Origin of the sequence: Bacillus sp. 22-7, assembly GCF_010628845.1 — a bacterium.
Taxonomy (GTDB): domain Bacteria; phylum Bacillota; class Bacilli; order Bacillales; family Cytobacillaceae; genus Cytobacillus; species Cytobacillus firmus_B.
In genome coordinates this window covers 46,945-63,046 of the sequence record NZ_NJQY01000027.1, presented here as the reverse complement: position 1 = coordinate 63,046, position 16,102 = coordinate 46,945, and the positions used below count along the sequence as shown (strand labels likewise).

The 16,102-nt window shown below is 45.0% G+C and carries 18 protein-coding genes and 1 riboswitch; of the genes, 1 reads left to right on the top strand and 17 read right to left on the bottom strand.

Annotation, left to right across the window (positions count from 1 at the left end):
* Positions 1 to 231: 231 nt before the first annotated feature.
* From CE058_RS18755 to CE058_RS18745, 3 genes are all read right to left on the bottom strand, one after another.
* The gene (locus CE058_RS18755) at positions 232 to 651 is read right to left on the bottom strand and encodes a universal stress protein (RefSeq protein WP_163144729.1); all 420 of its coding nucleotides are present in this window, start codon (positions 649 to 651) and stop codon (positions 232 to 234) included.
* A 76-nt stretch (positions 652 to 727) separates the two neighbouring features.
* A complete protein-coding gene (locus CE058_RS18750) occupies positions 728 to 2,194 on the bottom strand; it encodes a SulP family inorganic anion transporter (protein ID WP_163144727.1) in 1,467 nt (488 codons plus the stop codon).
* A 211-nt stretch (positions 2,195 to 2,405) separates the two neighbouring features.
* Positions 2,406 to 2,789 carry a VOC family protein gene (locus CE058_RS18745; protein WP_048008756.1) on the bottom strand — a complete coding sequence of 128 codons (384 nt, stop codon included), beginning with the start codon at positions 2,787 to 2,789 and terminating at the stop codon, positions 2,406 to 2,408.
* 112 nt (positions 2,790 to 2,901) lie between these two features.
* Here CE058_RS18745 and CE058_RS18740 point away from each other — a divergent pair, with 112 nt between their 5' ends.
* Positions 2,902 to 3,393 carry an 8-oxo-dGTP diphosphatase gene (locus tag CE058_RS18740; RefSeq protein WP_163144725.1) on the top strand — a complete coding sequence of 164 codons (492 nt, stop codon included), beginning with the start codon at positions 2,902 to 2,904 and terminating at the stop codon, positions 3,391 to 3,393.
* A 60-nt stretch (positions 3,394 to 3,453) separates the two neighbouring features.
* Here CE058_RS18740 and CE058_RS18735 read toward each other — a convergent pair whose 3' ends face one another.
* The 14 genes from CE058_RS18735 to CE058_RS18670 all read right to left on the bottom strand — a co-directional run bounded on the left by CE058_RS18735 (position 3,454) and on the right by CE058_RS18670 (position 15,812).
* Positions 3,454 to 4,173, bottom strand: a complete 720-nt coding sequence (locus CE058_RS18735) for an ATP-binding protein (RefSeq protein WP_163144723.1) — start codon at positions 4,171 to 4,173, stop codon at positions 3,454 to 3,456.
* Entirely contained in the window at positions 4,170 to 4,664 is a 495-nt protein-coding gene (locus CE058_RS18730; protein WP_163144721.1) for an ECF transporter S component, read from the bottom strand. Before CE058_RS18730 ends, CE058_RS18735 begins: the two co-directional genes overlap by 4 nt.
* Positions 4,664 to 5,248 carry a cob(I)yrinic acid a,c-diamide adenosyltransferase gene (locus tag CE058_RS18725; RefSeq protein WP_163144719.1) on the bottom strand — a complete coding sequence of 195 codons (585 nt, stop codon included), beginning with the start codon at positions 5,246 to 5,248 and terminating at the stop codon, positions 4,664 to 4,666. Before CE058_RS18725 ends, CE058_RS18730 begins: the two co-directional genes overlap by 1 nt.
* 15 nt (positions 5,249 to 5,263) lie before the next feature.
* On the bottom strand, positions 5,264 to 5,689 hold the full coding sequence (locus CE058_RS18720) for a bifunctional adenosylcobinamide kinase/adenosylcobinamide-phosphate guanylyltransferase (protein ID WP_163144717.1): 426 nt from the start codon (positions 5,687 to 5,689) through the stop codon (positions 5,264 to 5,266).
* Positions 5,641 to 6,258, bottom strand: a complete 618-nt coding sequence (locus CE058_RS18715; RefSeq protein WP_163144715.1) for a histidine phosphatase family protein — start codon at positions 6,256 to 6,258, stop codon at positions 5,641 to 5,643. Before CE058_RS18715 ends, CE058_RS18720 begins: the two co-directional genes overlap by 49 nt.
* On the bottom strand, positions 6,216 to 7,007 hold the full coding sequence (gene cobS / locus CE058_RS18710) for an adenosylcobinamide-GDP ribazoletransferase (protein WP_163144713.1): 792 nt from the start codon (positions 7,005 to 7,007) through the stop codon (positions 6,216 to 6,218). Before cobS ends, CE058_RS18715 begins: the two co-directional genes overlap by 43 nt.
* A complete protein-coding gene (locus CE058_RS18705; RefSeq protein WP_163144711.1) occupies positions 6,994 to 8,517 on the bottom strand; it encodes a cobyric acid synthase in 1,524 nt (507 codons plus the stop codon). The genes cobS and CE058_RS18705 overlap by 14 nt, the downstream gene beginning before the upstream one ends.
* Positions 8,514 to 9,089 carry a bifunctional adenosylcobinamide kinase/adenosylcobinamide-phosphate guanylyltransferase gene (locus CE058_RS18700; RefSeq protein WP_163144709.1) on the bottom strand — a complete coding sequence of 192 codons (576 nt, stop codon included), beginning with the start codon at positions 9,087 to 9,089 and terminating at the stop codon, positions 8,514 to 8,516. The genes CE058_RS18705 and CE058_RS18700 overlap by 4 nt, the downstream gene beginning before the upstream one ends.
* Positions 9,071 to 10,147, bottom strand: coding sequence for a threonine-phosphate decarboxylase CobD (cobD, locus tag CE058_RS18695; RefSeq protein WP_163144707.1), 1,077 nt, complete (start codon positions 10,145 to 10,147; stop codon positions 9,071 to 9,073). Before cobD ends, CE058_RS18700 begins: the two co-directional genes overlap by 19 nt.
* Complete coding sequence (cbiB, locus tag CE058_RS18690) at positions 10,122 to 11,087, bottom strand: adenosylcobinamide-phosphate synthase CbiB (RefSeq protein WP_163144705.1); 966 nt, start codon at positions 11,085 to 11,087, stop codon at positions 10,122 to 10,124. The genes cobD and cbiB overlap by 26 nt, the downstream gene beginning before the upstream one ends.
* Positions 11,084 to 12,556, bottom strand: coding sequence for an adenosylcobinamide amidohydrolase (locus tag CE058_RS18685; RefSeq protein WP_163144703.1), 1,473 nt, complete (start codon positions 12,554 to 12,556; stop codon positions 11,084 to 11,086). Before CE058_RS18685 ends, cbiB begins: the two co-directional genes overlap by 4 nt.
* Positions 12,557 to 12,604: 48 nt before the next feature.
* Positions 12,605 to 13,657 (bottom strand): FecCD family ABC transporter permease, encoded by a 1,053-nt coding sequence (locus CE058_RS18680; RefSeq protein WP_163144701.1) that lies wholly within the window; start codon positions 13,655 to 13,657, stop codon positions 12,605 to 12,607.
* On the bottom strand, positions 13,623 to 14,582 hold the full coding sequence (locus CE058_RS18675) for an ABC transporter substrate-binding protein (protein WP_048008744.1): 960 nt from the start codon (positions 14,580 to 14,582) through the stop codon (positions 13,623 to 13,625). Before CE058_RS18675 ends, CE058_RS18680 begins: the two co-directional genes overlap by 35 nt.
* Before the next feature lie 167 nt (positions 14,583 to 14,749).
* Positions 14,750 to 14,954: riboswitch (cobalamin riboswitch) on the bottom strand.
* Positions 14,955 to 15,035: 81 nt separating this feature from the next.
* Entirely contained in the window at positions 15,036 to 15,812 is a 777-nt protein-coding gene (locus tag CE058_RS18670; RefSeq protein WP_163144699.1) for a hypothetical protein, read from the bottom strand.
* Between the last annotated feature and the right edge of the window lie 290 nt (positions 15,813 to 16,102).

The window sequence follows — 16,102 nt, the reverse complement described above, 5'->3', positions numbered from 1 at the left end:
CTGTTGGGGCATCTTTTTTGGGTTTAATGAGCTTCCTGCTGAGATTTGCAGCAGTTAGACGATTTATCAGTTACTTGAACAAGTTTATCGGTCAGAATTAATTTTTATCAGTCACTTTCTAAATATATCAGTCAGAACGGACAAGATATCGGTCACTTTTTTTATATATCGGCTACTTGGCGCTGCATCAGCTTTACACGACCCAGATAGTGAAAAGTGCACATTTGAACTCTACTTAACAATCAAAACAGGTGCTTTCGCACGTTTGGCTATTTTATGGCTGACACTTCCGAGCACCATTTCCTGGAGAGTATTCAGACCCCGGCTGCCAACTACAGCAACATCAAAATCCATCTTGTTGGCAAACTCCACAATGGCTGGTCCAGGCTCTCCCTGCAGTATTTTTATTTCATATGAAATGCCCTTCTCTTTTAATAAGCTTTCTATTGGCTCTAAACGTTTTTTCCTCACCTGGTCCACTATACTTTTATCAAAATGGTGAAGGATATCTTCCTTTGAGGTCTGGCCATCAACGGCATACACTACAGTTATTTCAGAATCACGATTCTGTTCAGCCAGTTGAATGGCTTTAGCGGCTGCCCGAATGGAATGATCAGATCCATCTGCAGCCATCAATATTTTTTTAAACACAGAGCCTCACCCCTAAAATATTCTTATAAAGAAAATACCACAGTCAGAGCTGACTGTGGTATTTATTACAATATTATTAATGGCCGGATAATTTCGCACCAGGTTTGCGGTGAACGGCCAAACGCTCAATCAAGTTCGAGCTTGGCGCGTTTAACCCTGATAGGCGGACCAGCACACCATTGTCCCGAAGCTTTAATACAACCTTATCGATAGCAGCTACACCTGAGTCATCCCAGACATGCGCCTGTTTAAAATCAATTTCAACTTCTTTTAATTCTTCGTTAAAGTCGAATGCTGCTACAAGTTCATCTACAGAAGCAAAGAAAACCTGGCCTGTTACAGCGTATATTTTCTTATCTCCTTCAATTCGTGAAGTAACATGCACTTTCGAAATTTTAGCGACAAAGAAGATCGCACTTAGGATAATCCCCGCGAAAACTCCTTTTGATAAGTCATGAGTGAACACAGTTGTAACAGTCGTTGTCACCATAACAATCGAATCAGTGACAGGCGTCTTAGCAAGTCCTTTAATGGATGACCAGTCAAAAGTACCGATCGAAACCATGATCATAACTCCGACTAATGCAGCCATCGGTATTTGAACGACAATATTTCCTAATACTAAAATCAGAAACATAAGGAATGTGCCGGCTACCAAAGCAGACAGTCTGCCTCTTCCGCCTGATTTCACATTTATGACGGACTGTCCAATCATGGCACAGCCTGCCATTCCGCCGAATAGACCTGCCACGATATTCGCAATTCCCTGTCCGCGGCTTTCCATATTCTTATCACTGGCCGTATCGGTCATGTCATCAACTATAGATGCAGTCAGCAAGGATTCAAGCAAGCCCACGATCGCAAGGGCAATAGAGTACGGGAAAATAATCTTCAGAGTCTCAAGGTTCAATGGAACATCCGGTATAAAGAATGCCGGAAGAGCTGATGTGATAGCCCCCATGTCGCCAACAGTACGCACATCACTCTTTGTCATGATGGCAATGATCGTAATAACAATAATAGCCACCAGAGGAGATGGCACTGCTTTCGTAAATCTCGGGAAAATATAAATAATCGCCAATGCCCCGGCAACCATTGCATACATTACCCATGTAGCATCTACAAACTGTTCAAGCTGCGCCATAAAAATCAATATAGCCAGTGCATTAACAAACCCAATCATTACTGCACGCGGAATGAATTTCATAAAGCGGGCCAGCTTAAGCACACCAAATAAAATCTGCAGAACTCCCGTCAAAATGGTCGCAGCAAATAAATACTGCAGTCCGTGATCAGCTACTAATGTAACCATTAGTAACGCCATCGCACCAGTTGCCGCAGAAATCATACCAGGCCTTCCGCCTACTATAGCAATGGTCACAGCAATACAGAACGAAGCATACAATCCAATCATCGGATCTACACCTGCAATAATGGAGAAAGCAATCGCCTCAGGAATCAGCGCCAATGCCACTACGATTCCAGCAAGGATGTCTCCCTTCACATTGCCAAACCATTGTTCTTTTTTTGATAAAACTTTCAAATAAACACCTCTTTATTAATAGATTTATAGTAATGACTTTGAACTCTCATCAAAGTCGAGCCGACAAAAACATATAGAATCATAACACATTTACTTATATTTACAAGCCCGCATGTAAGCGCAAATAACCCTTATAATCTCAGTTTTTCTTTTGAAATCTCACGATTACTATGTATCCAACAAAAAAAATGACCCTGAAACAGAGTCATTTTTAACCGATAGGTGAACAAATCTCAATATAATGCCCATCCGGATCTTCCACATATGCCACTTTCTGTCCCCAGGGCTTTTCAACAGGCTCGAGAAGGACTGGCACCCCTGAGGTCTTGAGCTTTTCAACAACAGCTTCCACTTCTTCCGTTACAAAACCAAGCTCGAATGTCTGCTCCTTCCTCACTCCATCCGGTATCGGCAGCCCGGTGACTTCCCGTCCGCCTTCTCTCGTATTGAAGGAAAGAATGGTGCTGCCTGTATCATACTCGATGTAAGTTCCAAATTCATTCCTCAGCTTCAGGCCCAGCAATTCACCATAAAAATGCTTCGTTCTTTCCAGGCTTTCCGCATATAAAATGACATAACCCAGCTTCAAGTCCAATTATGTTCACCTCTTCAGAATTTCTATTCATGATATGATTTCAATATAGGAGGTATTTTTTCCTTTTAAAAGAAGTATAAACTTTGGAATTATGATTAATAGAGGTGCAGCAATGAACTGGAAAGAAATCGAACATCAAATGTACACGATGTGCATGGTCGCAGATGAAGAACGGGTTCTTCTCATTAAAAGGCCGGACCACAAAGGCTTCCCCGGATATCTTGCTCCGGGCGGAAAGGTTGATTTTCCCGAGAGCATAACGGAGGCTGCAAAACGCGAAGTGCTTGAGGAGACGGGATTGCACGTCAGGAATATTACTTTTAAGGGTTGGGATGAGTACGTCAACCCGCAGACGAATGTCCGCTACATGGTATTTAATTATCTGGCGGACTCTTTTGAAGGCTGCCTGCTTGAAGATCCTCCTGAAGGAGAACTGCATTGGGTTCCAAGAAATGAGGCACTTGCACTTCCTATGCAGTCTTGGTTTAAACGAAAATTTCCGCTGTTTTTTGAAGAAGGGACTTTTGAGATCCATTCAGTTTGGGATGAAGAGCACGACACAGAAGGAGCAAGCAAGACAAGAATATTTACCAAGGAGAAATAATGGAGTGTTAAGTATAATGGCAGAGGATACAGCTCAGGCTCGTTTTTAAACGAGCCTTCTTCATGACTTTCTATTCAATATATGATAATAACGTCCTGCCAGCTTCATGATTTCACCCAACTTTGCTTCGGGACAAACGGCTATAAAGCAAGTGGATGGACCTGCTGATTTTACCAGGTCTACTTCTGATTCCAGGTCTTCAACCTCAAACCTTCTATTGAAAAACAGCCCGTTCAGCTCGGTCAAAACGCCTTTTGAACCTACAGGAAGGGTCATAATATCTTCAATGGAGTTAATTGTTTTAAATAGGTTTAAGGGTGCTGCCTCCTCCTCCCTTTCAATCAGCTCCTGGCCAACCAAAGGAGAACCGATAACAGCTATTCTTGTATCCTCTGTATAGATTAGGGTATCAGCAGGAAGCTCTCCCTTCCTTTTGCCAAGTACAGATAATCCTACCGCAGATTGAAGCAGGTTAAAGTTGCTTTCTGTACTGCCGGTGATTTGCAGTTCCGTAAGTCCTAATTCATCAGCACCCTTTTTAATGCCCCCTATAAGCTGATCCCAGGCATCATCTCCGCAGAAATTCTGAATGGCAGCAGCAAATGGCTGAGCACCAGCAGACATACATTCCATGACAGCGACACGGAAGGAATAATACGAAACAATCTCGTAAGGAACCTGGACAGCGTCCTGTTCTTTCTCGCCGATTGCTCCGCTGTTATCACTGGCTACAACAATGGTTTCTTCAGAATTAAAAGGGAAGCTTAAGACATCCCTCACTGCTCAGCACCCGCTTTGGCAAGAGCAGGTCCCACAAGCTTGACAAGCCTTGGAATCGCTATATAAGCAATAACAGCATTAATCACAGAACCTATAAAAAGGGAAGGCACAATCGCCAGGTAAAAGGCCTGGCCCATTAAAAAGATAAATGGAAGCGGGGCTGCAAAGGCATTGCCGAGCACAAAAAGAATCCCTGCAAGCCAGCGGCGGCCTCTCTGGTACAATGAGCTGAAAACAAAGACTAGAAATGCCATTTCAACAGCAATCAGGAGATGAAGGGGCCCTAAAGGCAAGCCGCCCAATAATGCTGACAGCAGATGCCCGGTGGCAGCAACGGCCGCTCCGCCATAGCCGCCAAGCAGCACGGCTGCGAGCAAGGCAGGAAATGCATCCAGTGCCACGCTTCCGATAACGGCAGGAACTTTAATCGCTGCACCGATTGCTGTCAGTGCAATCAGCATAGCGGCCATGCCCAATCGCATGCTTTTCATCACTTATCCTCCTTGCGCTTTCCTTCACGGAATACATTCGCACTGCGCACATATTCCACATCCTTCTGGTTCAGACGGAAATTAATCACCCTTGCCAGGGCAAAGAAGTAATCCGATAAGCGATTCAGAAATTTCAGTGCCACTGCAGAGGTGTCCGGATCCGCTTTTTTTAGTGAGACCACAAGACGCTCCGCTCTCCGGGTTACTGTCCTGGCAATATGAATGGATGCAGATGCAGGTGCTCCCCCAGGCAGAATAAACCTTTCAAGCTTTGGCGCTTCCTCAATCAATCTATCAATCTTAGTCTCCAAATAATCAACAGATTCCGTCGTCAATTTAAGCTCCCGCTTTTTCGTAACATTTGCAAGGTCGCCGCCACAGTCAAAAAGCTCATGCTGAATCTTCTCCAAGTCCTCCAGGACATCCTGAAAAATGGCCGGATCCAGCTGTGTCATGGCCTGCCCGACAAAACAGTTGACTTCATCCACTGTTCCATAGGCTTCAACCCTTACATCATCCTTCTCCACTCTGCCTCCGATAATGCTTGTTTTTCCCTCATCACCAGTTCGTGTATAAAGTTTCATTAGCAATTCCCCATTTCATTTTATTTTTTGATTGATGCCATACCAAATCAAATCGACTCTATCTGCAGCAGCAGCGGCATCCTGAAAGGCCCACCCGGACGCATCCCGCCACTTTCGGTCATGCGCTTCCATCGGAACAATCCCTTTTGAAATATCAGATCCGATTAAAACAACTTTCCGGTTAACATCTGCATTTTCCCATTGGAGCCACTTTTCCAGCATCTCCTGCCACTTTTTCCGAATCTCTTCAAACTCCAGTGCTTGTGACCACTCCCGAATCATTAGCTCAATTCCCTCAAAGACAATCAGGTTTCGATCAAGATCGCCGGACGACTCACCATGATAAGCTGAAATCCATTTATGAGGAGTGTCTGCCAATTGATAAAAATTCTTCACCCATTCGGACTTCCCGTTAAACCTGCCTCCTGTAATGAAGTGCATCGTTCTCCCCTCCTAAACTTTTCCCGTGTCCATCTAAGCTCATAGCCTCTTCCAAACGGAATTTGCCATTCCCAGAATTCTTTTTGCTCCGGTGCATACTTTCCAAGAAGGTACCTTATGACTCCGCCATGTGTAATAACAGCAGCATCACTGTTATTTCCCTGAAGCAATTGATCGGTTAAATTCTGCCATCCTTTATCCACTCTTGCTGTGAATGCTGCAAAGGATTCCCCTCCAGGAGCCGCTTGTGCAAATGGTTCTTCAAGCCACTTTAGATAATCCGGATTATCTTTCAGCTCTTGATATGTCCTGCCTTCCCACTCGCCAAAATGCATTTCTCGCCATTCGGAAGATGATTCAATAGAATGATCCGGAAAAAGAATAGCTGCCGTCTTCATGCATCTGCCTAAATCACTTGCAAAGATTCTTCTGTAGCCTTGAGGGGCCGGGGCAAGCTTATTCTTATGTTCCGGACACAGAGGAGAATCTGTCCACCCCAGGTAAGCATGGGACTTATTGGCTTCTGTCAGCCCATGACGAAATAATGCAACAGCCACAGTATCATCCATAAAAGCACCTCCGTCCCTTCCACACTGGCCCCAAGGACATCCCCTGTCATTCCGCCAAACCAGGCAATGACTTTTCTTGATAATAATACGAAAAACAATATTGAAAAAAGAACCATGAAAAGAAATCCAACAATAGCCGGGTAACCAGCCAGCCAGGCAGCTGCCGCGGCGGCCAGAAGGAAGACAGGGTAAATAGACAGGGTGGTTTTAGCAGCAGCCTGCTGAAATAATGAGCCCAGCCCCTCTTTTTTGGCCCCCTTAATTTTTATCAGCAATGTCCCCATTACCATCTTGCTTAAAAATGGAATCATGGCTATTAAAAAATAGGAAGTTGGATTTGATAAAAGCACAATTTCATAGATAAATAGAAATCGGGCACCCAGCAGGACATTAACAGACAGCACCCCGAACGCTCCCACCCGGGGATCACTCATGATTTCAAGCCGCCTCTCCTGATCGCGATAGGAGAAGAACGCATCGCTCGCATCCATCCACCCATCGAGATGAATCCCGCCGGTCAGCAAAATGCCGGCCAGCCAGACGGCAAAGGCCGCTGCCAATAGAGAAAAAGGAGTCCATTCAAGAAAAGCATAGAGTATAAATGCATATATCCCACCCTGGATGAGGCCGGCTATAGGGAAGGTTCTGATTGCCTTCTCCAGATGAGGCTTATCCATTGGCAGGGATATCGGAATGGGAATGCTTGTGAAAAATTGAAGATTGATCAATAATCCTTTAAGCCATTTCATTTTGTTTTCTCCAGCTAAAGACAATTTCCTTTAATTTTTCCCAATCAAGATGCTGCATCATATTTTCCGCCAGTTCGCTGTATTTCCTATCCTTCAGGGCTTTTATTCGGACAGGCTCCTTACTTGGAATGCCTTTTTGTTTGCGCAGGGAATTAAGCCACGCACCCCTCCATTCATCATTATGGAAGATGTGGTGCATATAAGTCCCTACCAGACGGCCATCATTCCCATAAAATCCATCTTCTTCGCCATTTTGAAGCAGCAGAAGGCGATTGCCATCAAAATCATTTTCAAGAACTGTTTCACCTAAATGGATTTCATATCCATCCAGGATTTCTTTAACGGGAAGGTTCGTGCTTGAATGCAGACTGCCCTTCACCTGCACGGTCTTCTTTCGTTCATGAAAAATGGTATCTGCCGGTATCAAATTCAAGCCTTTTTCCTTTTCATACGGATTCCCGGTATCAGAACCTGCCATATCGATTAATCTCCTGCCGAGCATCTGGTATCCTCCGCAAATGCCGGCAATAGAACCTCCATCGGCAGCATAGCGCACAATCCAGTCCGCCAGACCTTTTTCCTTGAAATAGCGCAAATCGCGAATCGTGCTCTTTGTGCCGGGAATGATCACCGCATCAGGTGAGCCAGCCTCCGATAGATGTCTTACCCACCTAATGTTCACGTCATCTTCATAGTAAAACGGATCGATGTCACTGAAGTTTGAAATAAATGGCGGCCGCAGCACTGCAATATCCAGAATACCCTCACCAGCTCTTGGGACAGCATCCTGAATGGATAGGGAATCCTCTGCATCGATCATATGGTCTTCCAAGTAAGGCAGAACGCCAAGGACAGGGACACCCGTCTTTTCTTCGATCCAGCGGATGCCATCCTCAAACAGCGTGATATCTCCGCGGAATTTATTAATGATAATGCCCGCAACCCGCTGTCTTTCCTGTTTGGTGAAAAGCTCCAGAGTTCCAACAATGCTTGCAAAAACACCGCCCCTGTCAATATCGGCAACCAGGATGACTGGCACATCCGCCATTTCGGCGACCTTCATATTCACTAGCTCTTTATCTTTTAAATTAATTTCAACAGGGCTGCCAGCTCCTTCTATGACAAGCAGCTCGTATTGAGCAGCAAGCAGAGTCAGTGCCTCTTTGATGGTTTCAAGCCCTTTTTCATAAAAGGATTCCCGATAGCTTCTTCCTGATAGGGAGTTGACTGCTTTTCCAAGGAGAATGACCTCAGCATTCTGAGCGGATTGAGGCTTAAGGAGGATGGGGTTCATCCAGACAGCAGCTTCCGTTCTTGCCGCTTCAGCCTGAATGCCCTGTGCCCTGCCAATTTCATTCCCATCCTTTGTCACGTATGAATTATTGGACATATTCTGGGATTTAAAAGGAGCCGTGCGGAAACCTTCATTGGAGAATGCGCGGCAAAGAGCCGTAGCAATAAGGCTTTTACCTGCGTCGGATGAAGTCCCCTGAATCATGATCCCTTTCATGCCGGTTCTCCTTTCATTTGTATGGGAATGCCTGCTTCAACAAGATAGGCTTCATCAGCCATATCTACTATATTCCTATGAAGCGTCCCAAGTATTTTTGAATATGTAATCACCAGTTCATTTTTGTAAATTGGCTCATTCAAGACCTCGTTGCTGACAACGATCAAGGTCCTGCAATTTTTGCGTATTTCAGTGATGGCCACGAGAATATCGGATGACAGATTTTCCTGATATTCTCTTTTCCGCCAAAGGTCTTCCGCTCTAAAAAGTTCATTATTCAAGAGAGTGGTCAAGCAATCGAATAGAATAATATCCTGATGGTTAAAGTTTCCCGAGATCTCTTCAAGTGCGAAAGGCTTCTCCCAGGTTGTCCAGCCCAAGCCGCTCTTATCCCGGTCATCCTGGTGCCTTTGAATCCGTGCTTCCATCTCGGGATCGTATGCTTTTCCTGCAGCAATATAATGAAGCTTTCCTTCCGTCTTCATTGCCAGCTCGGCAGCAGTTCTCTCTGCAAAGGAGCTTTTTCCGCTCCGCACTCCACCGGAGATAAAAATCAGCGATCCTTCCGCCATTGCCGCATCGCCTCCATCAGCACATCGTTGTCTTTCGGCCCTTTAATCGCAAAGCGCAGCCATTTCCCTTCCAGGCCAGGGAAATTCATTGTATGTCTCGGAATAATTCCTTTCTCAAGCAAAAATCGAAAAAGAGGCAGCTGCACATCAATGCTTGGATCTCTTAACAAATAGAAATTAACTGAAGAAGGGGAAACCTCAAAATCCAATTGCTGATAAAATTGAACAAGCCTAGCCCTCTCCTGCCGGATCAAATTCTTTGTCAGCCTGACATGCTCTTTACTGTCCAGACACCATTCACCTGCTTTTAACGCAAGAGCATTCACGCTCCAGTGCGGTTTCAGCGCATTTGCTCTTTCAATTAACCCCTCACTTGCCATCATGTATCCAAGGCGCAGGCCTGGTATCGAAAACATCTTTGTCATGGAGCGCAGCACCACAACATTTGAATCCTTTCCTATGAAAGGAACCATAGATTGATAGTCGCAGGCAAAGTCATAAAAAGCTTCATCCATAATAAGGAGGCAGCTATGGATATGACACTTCTTAATCAATTCCTCTACAATGGCAGATGGGTAATAAATACCTGTCGGGTTATTTGGGTTGCAGAAGAAAACAACATCAGCGGCTTTTAGCTTTTCAGATAGCGCTTCCAAATTAAGATCCCAGTCGCCGGGCACCAGCTGATGACAGGAGACAGTACAATGATTAACGCGGCAGGCCTCTTCATATTCCGAAAAAGCCGGCTGAATAATCAGCACACTTTTCCCGGCTATCATCCGGCCAATCAGTGTGATTAGCTCGGCGCCTCCATTTCCCACCAGAATCTGTGTTTCTTTTATTCCCTCTGTTGCCGCCAGTTTGCTTTTTAAAAGAGCAGCATGGGGATCCGGATAATCGCTAATATATTGGAATAGGCTTCCCCACCTGTCTTTTAATTCACGGGGAGGGCCAAGGGGATTGATATTGGCACTGAAATCAATCCGCTCCTCAGGCATTTGCTTATCCATCGCTTCATATAAATATTGCGGATTAGATCCGTGTGAAGGCCAAATCAAGGAACATCCCTCCTGTCCATAATAAAAGCAAGAATAAGAAAACCGTCTTGTTCATGATCGAAATACTTTTTATAATATGTTCTTTTTCAAGCTGCACCAGGGACTTCCCCATCGTGGCACGGCTTGAGATTACACCCTTATAAAAATTGATTCCTCCCAGCTGAACCCCCAGAAGGGCTGCAACAGCCGCTTCGCCCCAGCCGCTATTCGGGCTCGGATGTTTAGGTGCATCTCTTAAAAGGATTCCCCATGCTTCCTCATATGGAGAATGCTCCGGCTTTTGCGTGAGCATGATGCAAAGTGATGTCAGCCGGCTCGGGATCCAGTTCGCGATATCATCCACTTTGGCAGAAGCCCATCCAAAATCCATATATCGTTCATTCATGTGGCCAACCATCGAATCACATGTATTAATAGCCCGGTAGATAAGGGCCAGCGGTGCACCGCCGATCATGGCCCAAAATAATGGAGCAGTAATGCCATCACTGGTGTTTTCAGCCACTGTCTCCACGGCAGCCCGGACAATGCCTGGTTCATCCAGCCGATCTGTATCCCTGCCGACAATGTAAGAAAGCTTTACTCTTGCTGCTTCCATATCACCTTTTGCCAGAGGGTCATATACCTCCAGCGCTGCCTCTTTTAAACTCTTTTGAGCAATGGCTGTGAATATAAGAATTCCTTCTGCCAAGATGCCGGCGATCGGATGAATTTCATAGAACAGCCGGGTAATGAAAAAGGTGATGCCACCTGCTGCCAGCAGTACGATCAATAGCATGAGGCTCCCTTTTAATTTTCTAAAGCGGGCTTTATTCAGAGCTTGTTCAAGTTTATGTATCAGGGCACCCATCCACCTGACCGGATGCGGCCAGTTTGGCGGATCTCCTATCAGCTTATCCAGTAACCAGGCAAAGGTTAGCGCGAACAGGTGATATAAAATCATCTTTTTATCCTGCTTTGCGATTTTTTTATCGCCTCAACGGTACATTCGTAGACACCCTTGCCAATCACTTTGCCAAGCGGTGTAATGGTACCCGCATACTCCAGATTTTCTCCCTGCTGTGCGGCGGCAATCAAAATACTGTCAGTTGATGTTCCGGTCGCTATCGTCCCTGTGACGGCATCTATAACTTCCTGATCATACAGTGCTCTGGTCTTAGCCTCGGTTGCGGTCATAATGGATTGGATAAAGGCTTCCTCTGTCAGATGGCCATTAACGAAAATCCAAGTATTGATTGTACCTGGAGTCAGATGATAAGAATGCTCTTCACTTTTTGAAGCGTCAACCGCATTGCCGACACCAGCTGTCACGACCACAAACACAGAGAATGTATCTTCTTCATAAAATTGACTGCCGTAATCCTCAATATATACAGCGGTCATCATCCCCACAGTTTCCCCGGGTTCAAAGCCGATTTCCCGGACAAATTCCGCCATCTCTGCCCGATGATCACTGCAGTCATAATTCTTGCTCACATGCCGGTTAAGAAAAATCCGATTCCAGCCAGTCCCCGATCCGGTTACACCTGAAGACATGGTTTTAAGCGGAAATGGCGAGCGCAGGACCAGCAAGTCTTCCTTTACCTCCAGGCTGGCTGGATCAATTCGCTTCTCTAATTGGCTTTCTGCCTGTGAGCACTCAGGCACCAGCACCATCTGAGGGGCCGCCACTCTTGGATGCGGCAGCTTCTCGATCTTCGTTCTGTAAACCTCCCGTATCCGCCCTTCTTTTAAAACTTCGTTAGGAACATGGTTAATATTCACTTCGCCATTCTCCAGCAGCAATAGGCGGTCACAGTACAGGCCGGCCAGATTTAAATCATGGAAGATAGAAATAACCGTCAGCCCGCAGTCCTTTGACCATACAGAAAGGAGATCAAGCAGCTCTTTTTGATAGGATAAATCAAGATGGTTCGTCGGCTCATCCAGCAATAATATTTCCGGCTCCTGGGCAAGGGCCTGAGCTAAAAACACCCTCTGTCTTTCACCGCCGGATAATTTCTGAATATCATCATCCTGAAATTGGGAGATGCCCGTCTGCTCCATGACCCGATTGACCGCTTCTTCATCTTTGCTGGACCAGCTCTGGAACCAGCCCTTTTGATGCGCATACCGGCCAAGGGAAACGGTTTCCTTTACAGTATATGAAAAGGCCTGAGAGGAATGCTGGGGCAGAACAGCAATGATTTTCGCCAGCTCTTTCGGTGTATATTCTGAAAGGTTCTTACCTTTGATCACAATATCACCTGATGTATGGGGCAAAATGCCGCTCAGCATCTTCAGAATCGTCGTTTTCCCGCTTCCATTCGGTCCCAGTATCCCGAAAAGCTCCCCTTTTTCCACTTCAAAACTGATATTTTTTACAACCGGGGCACCGGCATACCCGCCAGTGATTTGCTGGACTCTTAGCATGATTAATCACTTCTTTCTGAACAGAAAAGTGCAAGCGCCTTTATGCGCTTAAAGTTTATTCTTTCTTTTCATTAAAATAACCCCAAAAGCAGGTGCACCGATTAAAGCTGTAATCACACCGATTGGAAGCTCGGAAGGGGTAATGATCGTCCGTGAAACCAGATCGGCAATAATAAGAAAACCCGAACCCATAAGAATCGATAGCGGCAATAGGTGCCTATGATCCGGCCCCCATAACATCCTGGTCAGATGTGGGATCACAAGCCCGACAAATCCTATCGTTCCAGACACAGCTACAGCTGCACCCGTTAAAATGGAGCCAGCTACCAGGACCATCATTTTTCTCTTCTGAACGTCCACCCCGATATGCTGGGCCTTTTCTTCTCCGAAGCTCATAGCATTCAGCTCTTTACTGTTCACTAACAGAAGGATGGCACCTATTATAAAAAATGGAAGGATAATTTTAATATACGCCCAGCCTCTCATGGATACACTGCCAAGAAGCCAGCCAATAATCTGTCTAAGTTCCTCTCCAGTCAGGGCAATCATCAGAGAAATTAGAGCGCCAAGAAAAGAACTGAAGATAATGCCCGTTAAAATAATCGTTTCCACTTTCATGGATCTTTCAATATTTCTCGCAAATAGCAGAACGGCAAAAATGGTTAAAAAAGAAAATAAGATGCTGAATAAAGGCAGTGTAAACATTCCTGCAAAGGGAATGGATAAGCCAAAGAACAAGGTTAAAACTGCACCGAGTGAAGCCCCGGAAGAAACTCCAATGGTATATGGATCTGCCAGCGGGTTTCTTAATAAACCTTGAAAGGCGGCTCCCGCGATTGCAAGAGACGCCCCTACCAAGCCAGCCAGCAAAACGCGCGGCAGGCGAATGTTCATAATGATATTTGCATGCATAGCATCCGTGTTTCCCAATGAAATAAAAGGAAATATCTCAGCGCTTATTACTCTGATAATCGTGATGGGGTGAACAGACACTGTTCCAATTGAAACCCCCATCAGCATGGCACAAAACAGAAAAGCTGCTGCTGTTACATAAGCAAGTAATTTATTATTTAAATACGTCCGGATATACTGCTTTTGCAAGTTCCTCGACTCCTTCAATAATACGAGGGCCAGAGCGGGTTACCATATCGGAATCAACATCGTTAACCTGCTTATTTTTCACTGCGGTAATATCCTGCCAGCCATCACGGCTTAAGACATTGCCGACAGCATCTTCAGTGTAATAGCCATGTGTTGTGATGATTACATCCGGATTCCGTTCGATAATCGCTTCCGGATCCATCTTCGGCCATCCTTCTTCCGTTATGATATTTTCTGCGCTGATGGCGCTTAGCATTTCGTCCATAAATGTCTCAGTGCCTGCTGCATAGATTTCTGGAGCAGGTGAAACTTCAACCATTACCGATTTGCGGTCCTCTTCTTTTATCCCCTTAGCTTTTGTTTTGATTTCCTCAAGCTGGCTCTTCATGTCTGAAACGAGCTGTTCTGCTTTTTCTTTCGCTCCCGCTGCAGTCCCAACCATTTCAATCGATTCAAATACCTGATCAAAGCTCTTCGCGTCATTGACAACAAGTACGGTCACTCCCGCATCCTTTAATTGCTGAAGACCTGCTTCCGAACTCTGTGCGCTTGAAGCGTGGGCAAGGACAAGGTCGGGATTTAAAGAGATAACTTTCTCTGCATTAAATTCCAATCCGCCAATCTTTTCCTTTTCTGCGGCTTCTGGCGGGTAGTTATCAAAATCGGAAACCCCGACCACTTCTTCTCCAAGCCCCAATTCGAATGCTATTTCAGTGTTGCTTGGAATCACGGAAACGATTCTTTCAGGCTTGGTTTCAATGACCACTTCATTATCCAGCGCGTCTTTTATCGTTACAGGAAAAGCAGCATTCTGCCCTTCCTCAACCTTTTTCTCTTCTTTTGGCTGTTCAGCACTCTCGCCGCATCCTGCAAGCACTCCTGCAGCAAGCAGCATAGTTAATAAAAATGCATAAAACTTCTTCATACTCAGCAATCCTCCATTACTTTCGACAAAATTTGGGTGGTGCCTGTCACCACCGTTTAAAATAAAAAAACATCCCCTCGAACGGCAAGGAGATGTTGGTATGGTCATTTATCAATCAGTGCAAAAGGGATGGCCGAACCAAACACCTCCCTATCCTCGTAGGTTTATGGGTGCTGAAGAATCAGGCAGGTCTCCTGGCTCATGGTCAATGCGTTCTGCTCCTTCCCATACTTGTGTGTACAGTGGATTTGCAGACAGCTACCATTTACAGTGGCGGGACCGCGCTGGAATTTCACCAGCTTCCCTATTAAGTCTTCAAAAGAGCTTGCTTTAAAGCCCTTTTGAAAAGACACCTGTTCTATTGCGGATATAAAATTTTCTATTTCCGATTATACACCATCCCGCAGAAAAAGTAATAGAAAATTGCTGAATGTTGTAAAAAAGTTCAGAATTCTAACGCGAGTATATTTTCCATTCCCTTGTCTTCTTATCGAACACAATCTTCGCCTCACATGGCTCTTTCACTATGGCTTCATACTCTTCATACATATCATCCATATTCGCAAAATCGCCAATAATCCAAATTGGAATCTCGATCCTGACCCGATTCTGTTCAATATCCTTAATGGAAAGGACCGCTCCTTCTTTCATGAGAGGCTTTAATGAAAGCAGGACATCTCTGGTGATTGGAGGATATGTCTTTTTCTTTTTAATGCCAAGGAGCGTTTTTTCTACCTTCATCTGTCCCATTTTCCCGGGGATCACTTCCCCAAGCATCCGGTAAAAATCGTTCAGATCGCGGTAATATGTGCGGTTAAACCAGCCATCATCATGGGCAAGGTACACATACCGGTTGCTCAGATAATTGTAAAAAGGCAGCTTAAGATGCTCTTTAATATGGCCGAGATAAAGAAGCTCCGCAATTGTCTGGCCGGGAAGCTCATTCACCGCTTCCTCTTCCTCGAAGTCGATCCAGCAAAAATCGCCATAGCCATATACATCATCCTCAACCAGCCTGCCCAGCTTGTCCCTTGACACATAATCGAACATCGTGTGGCTATTAAAGTCCCCATGTTCATAACGGTGCTTTAACAGCAGCAAATTATTAATAGAATCTGAAAGAGTCTGGGCAAACTCTGCAAACTCAATTCCATAAGTCATCACATATTGATCCTGTTCATTAAGATGGATGTAGATGAGATCACGAATAGTTTGATTCCTTCTTTTCAATGACGAAACCTCCGAACCGTAGCCAAATTGATAAAAAGACAGCTTCTTATGAAACTGCCTGCCAAACTTCCAGTATTTTATTCTCTTATTGTAGCAAAAATATCTGGAAATATCTTTGCCGATGAGAAAAAATTTTAAACCCGTTTTTTTTGGAAATACAGGAAACCATCCTAGTGATTTTTTCGTCTAACTCAATGAAATATCTTTCTCCATTGTAAGGTTAATTTTTCTCTGATAGGATAAAGTGAAACTTCAATCAGTGGGGGGGCCTTTATCCCCACTGATTGTTA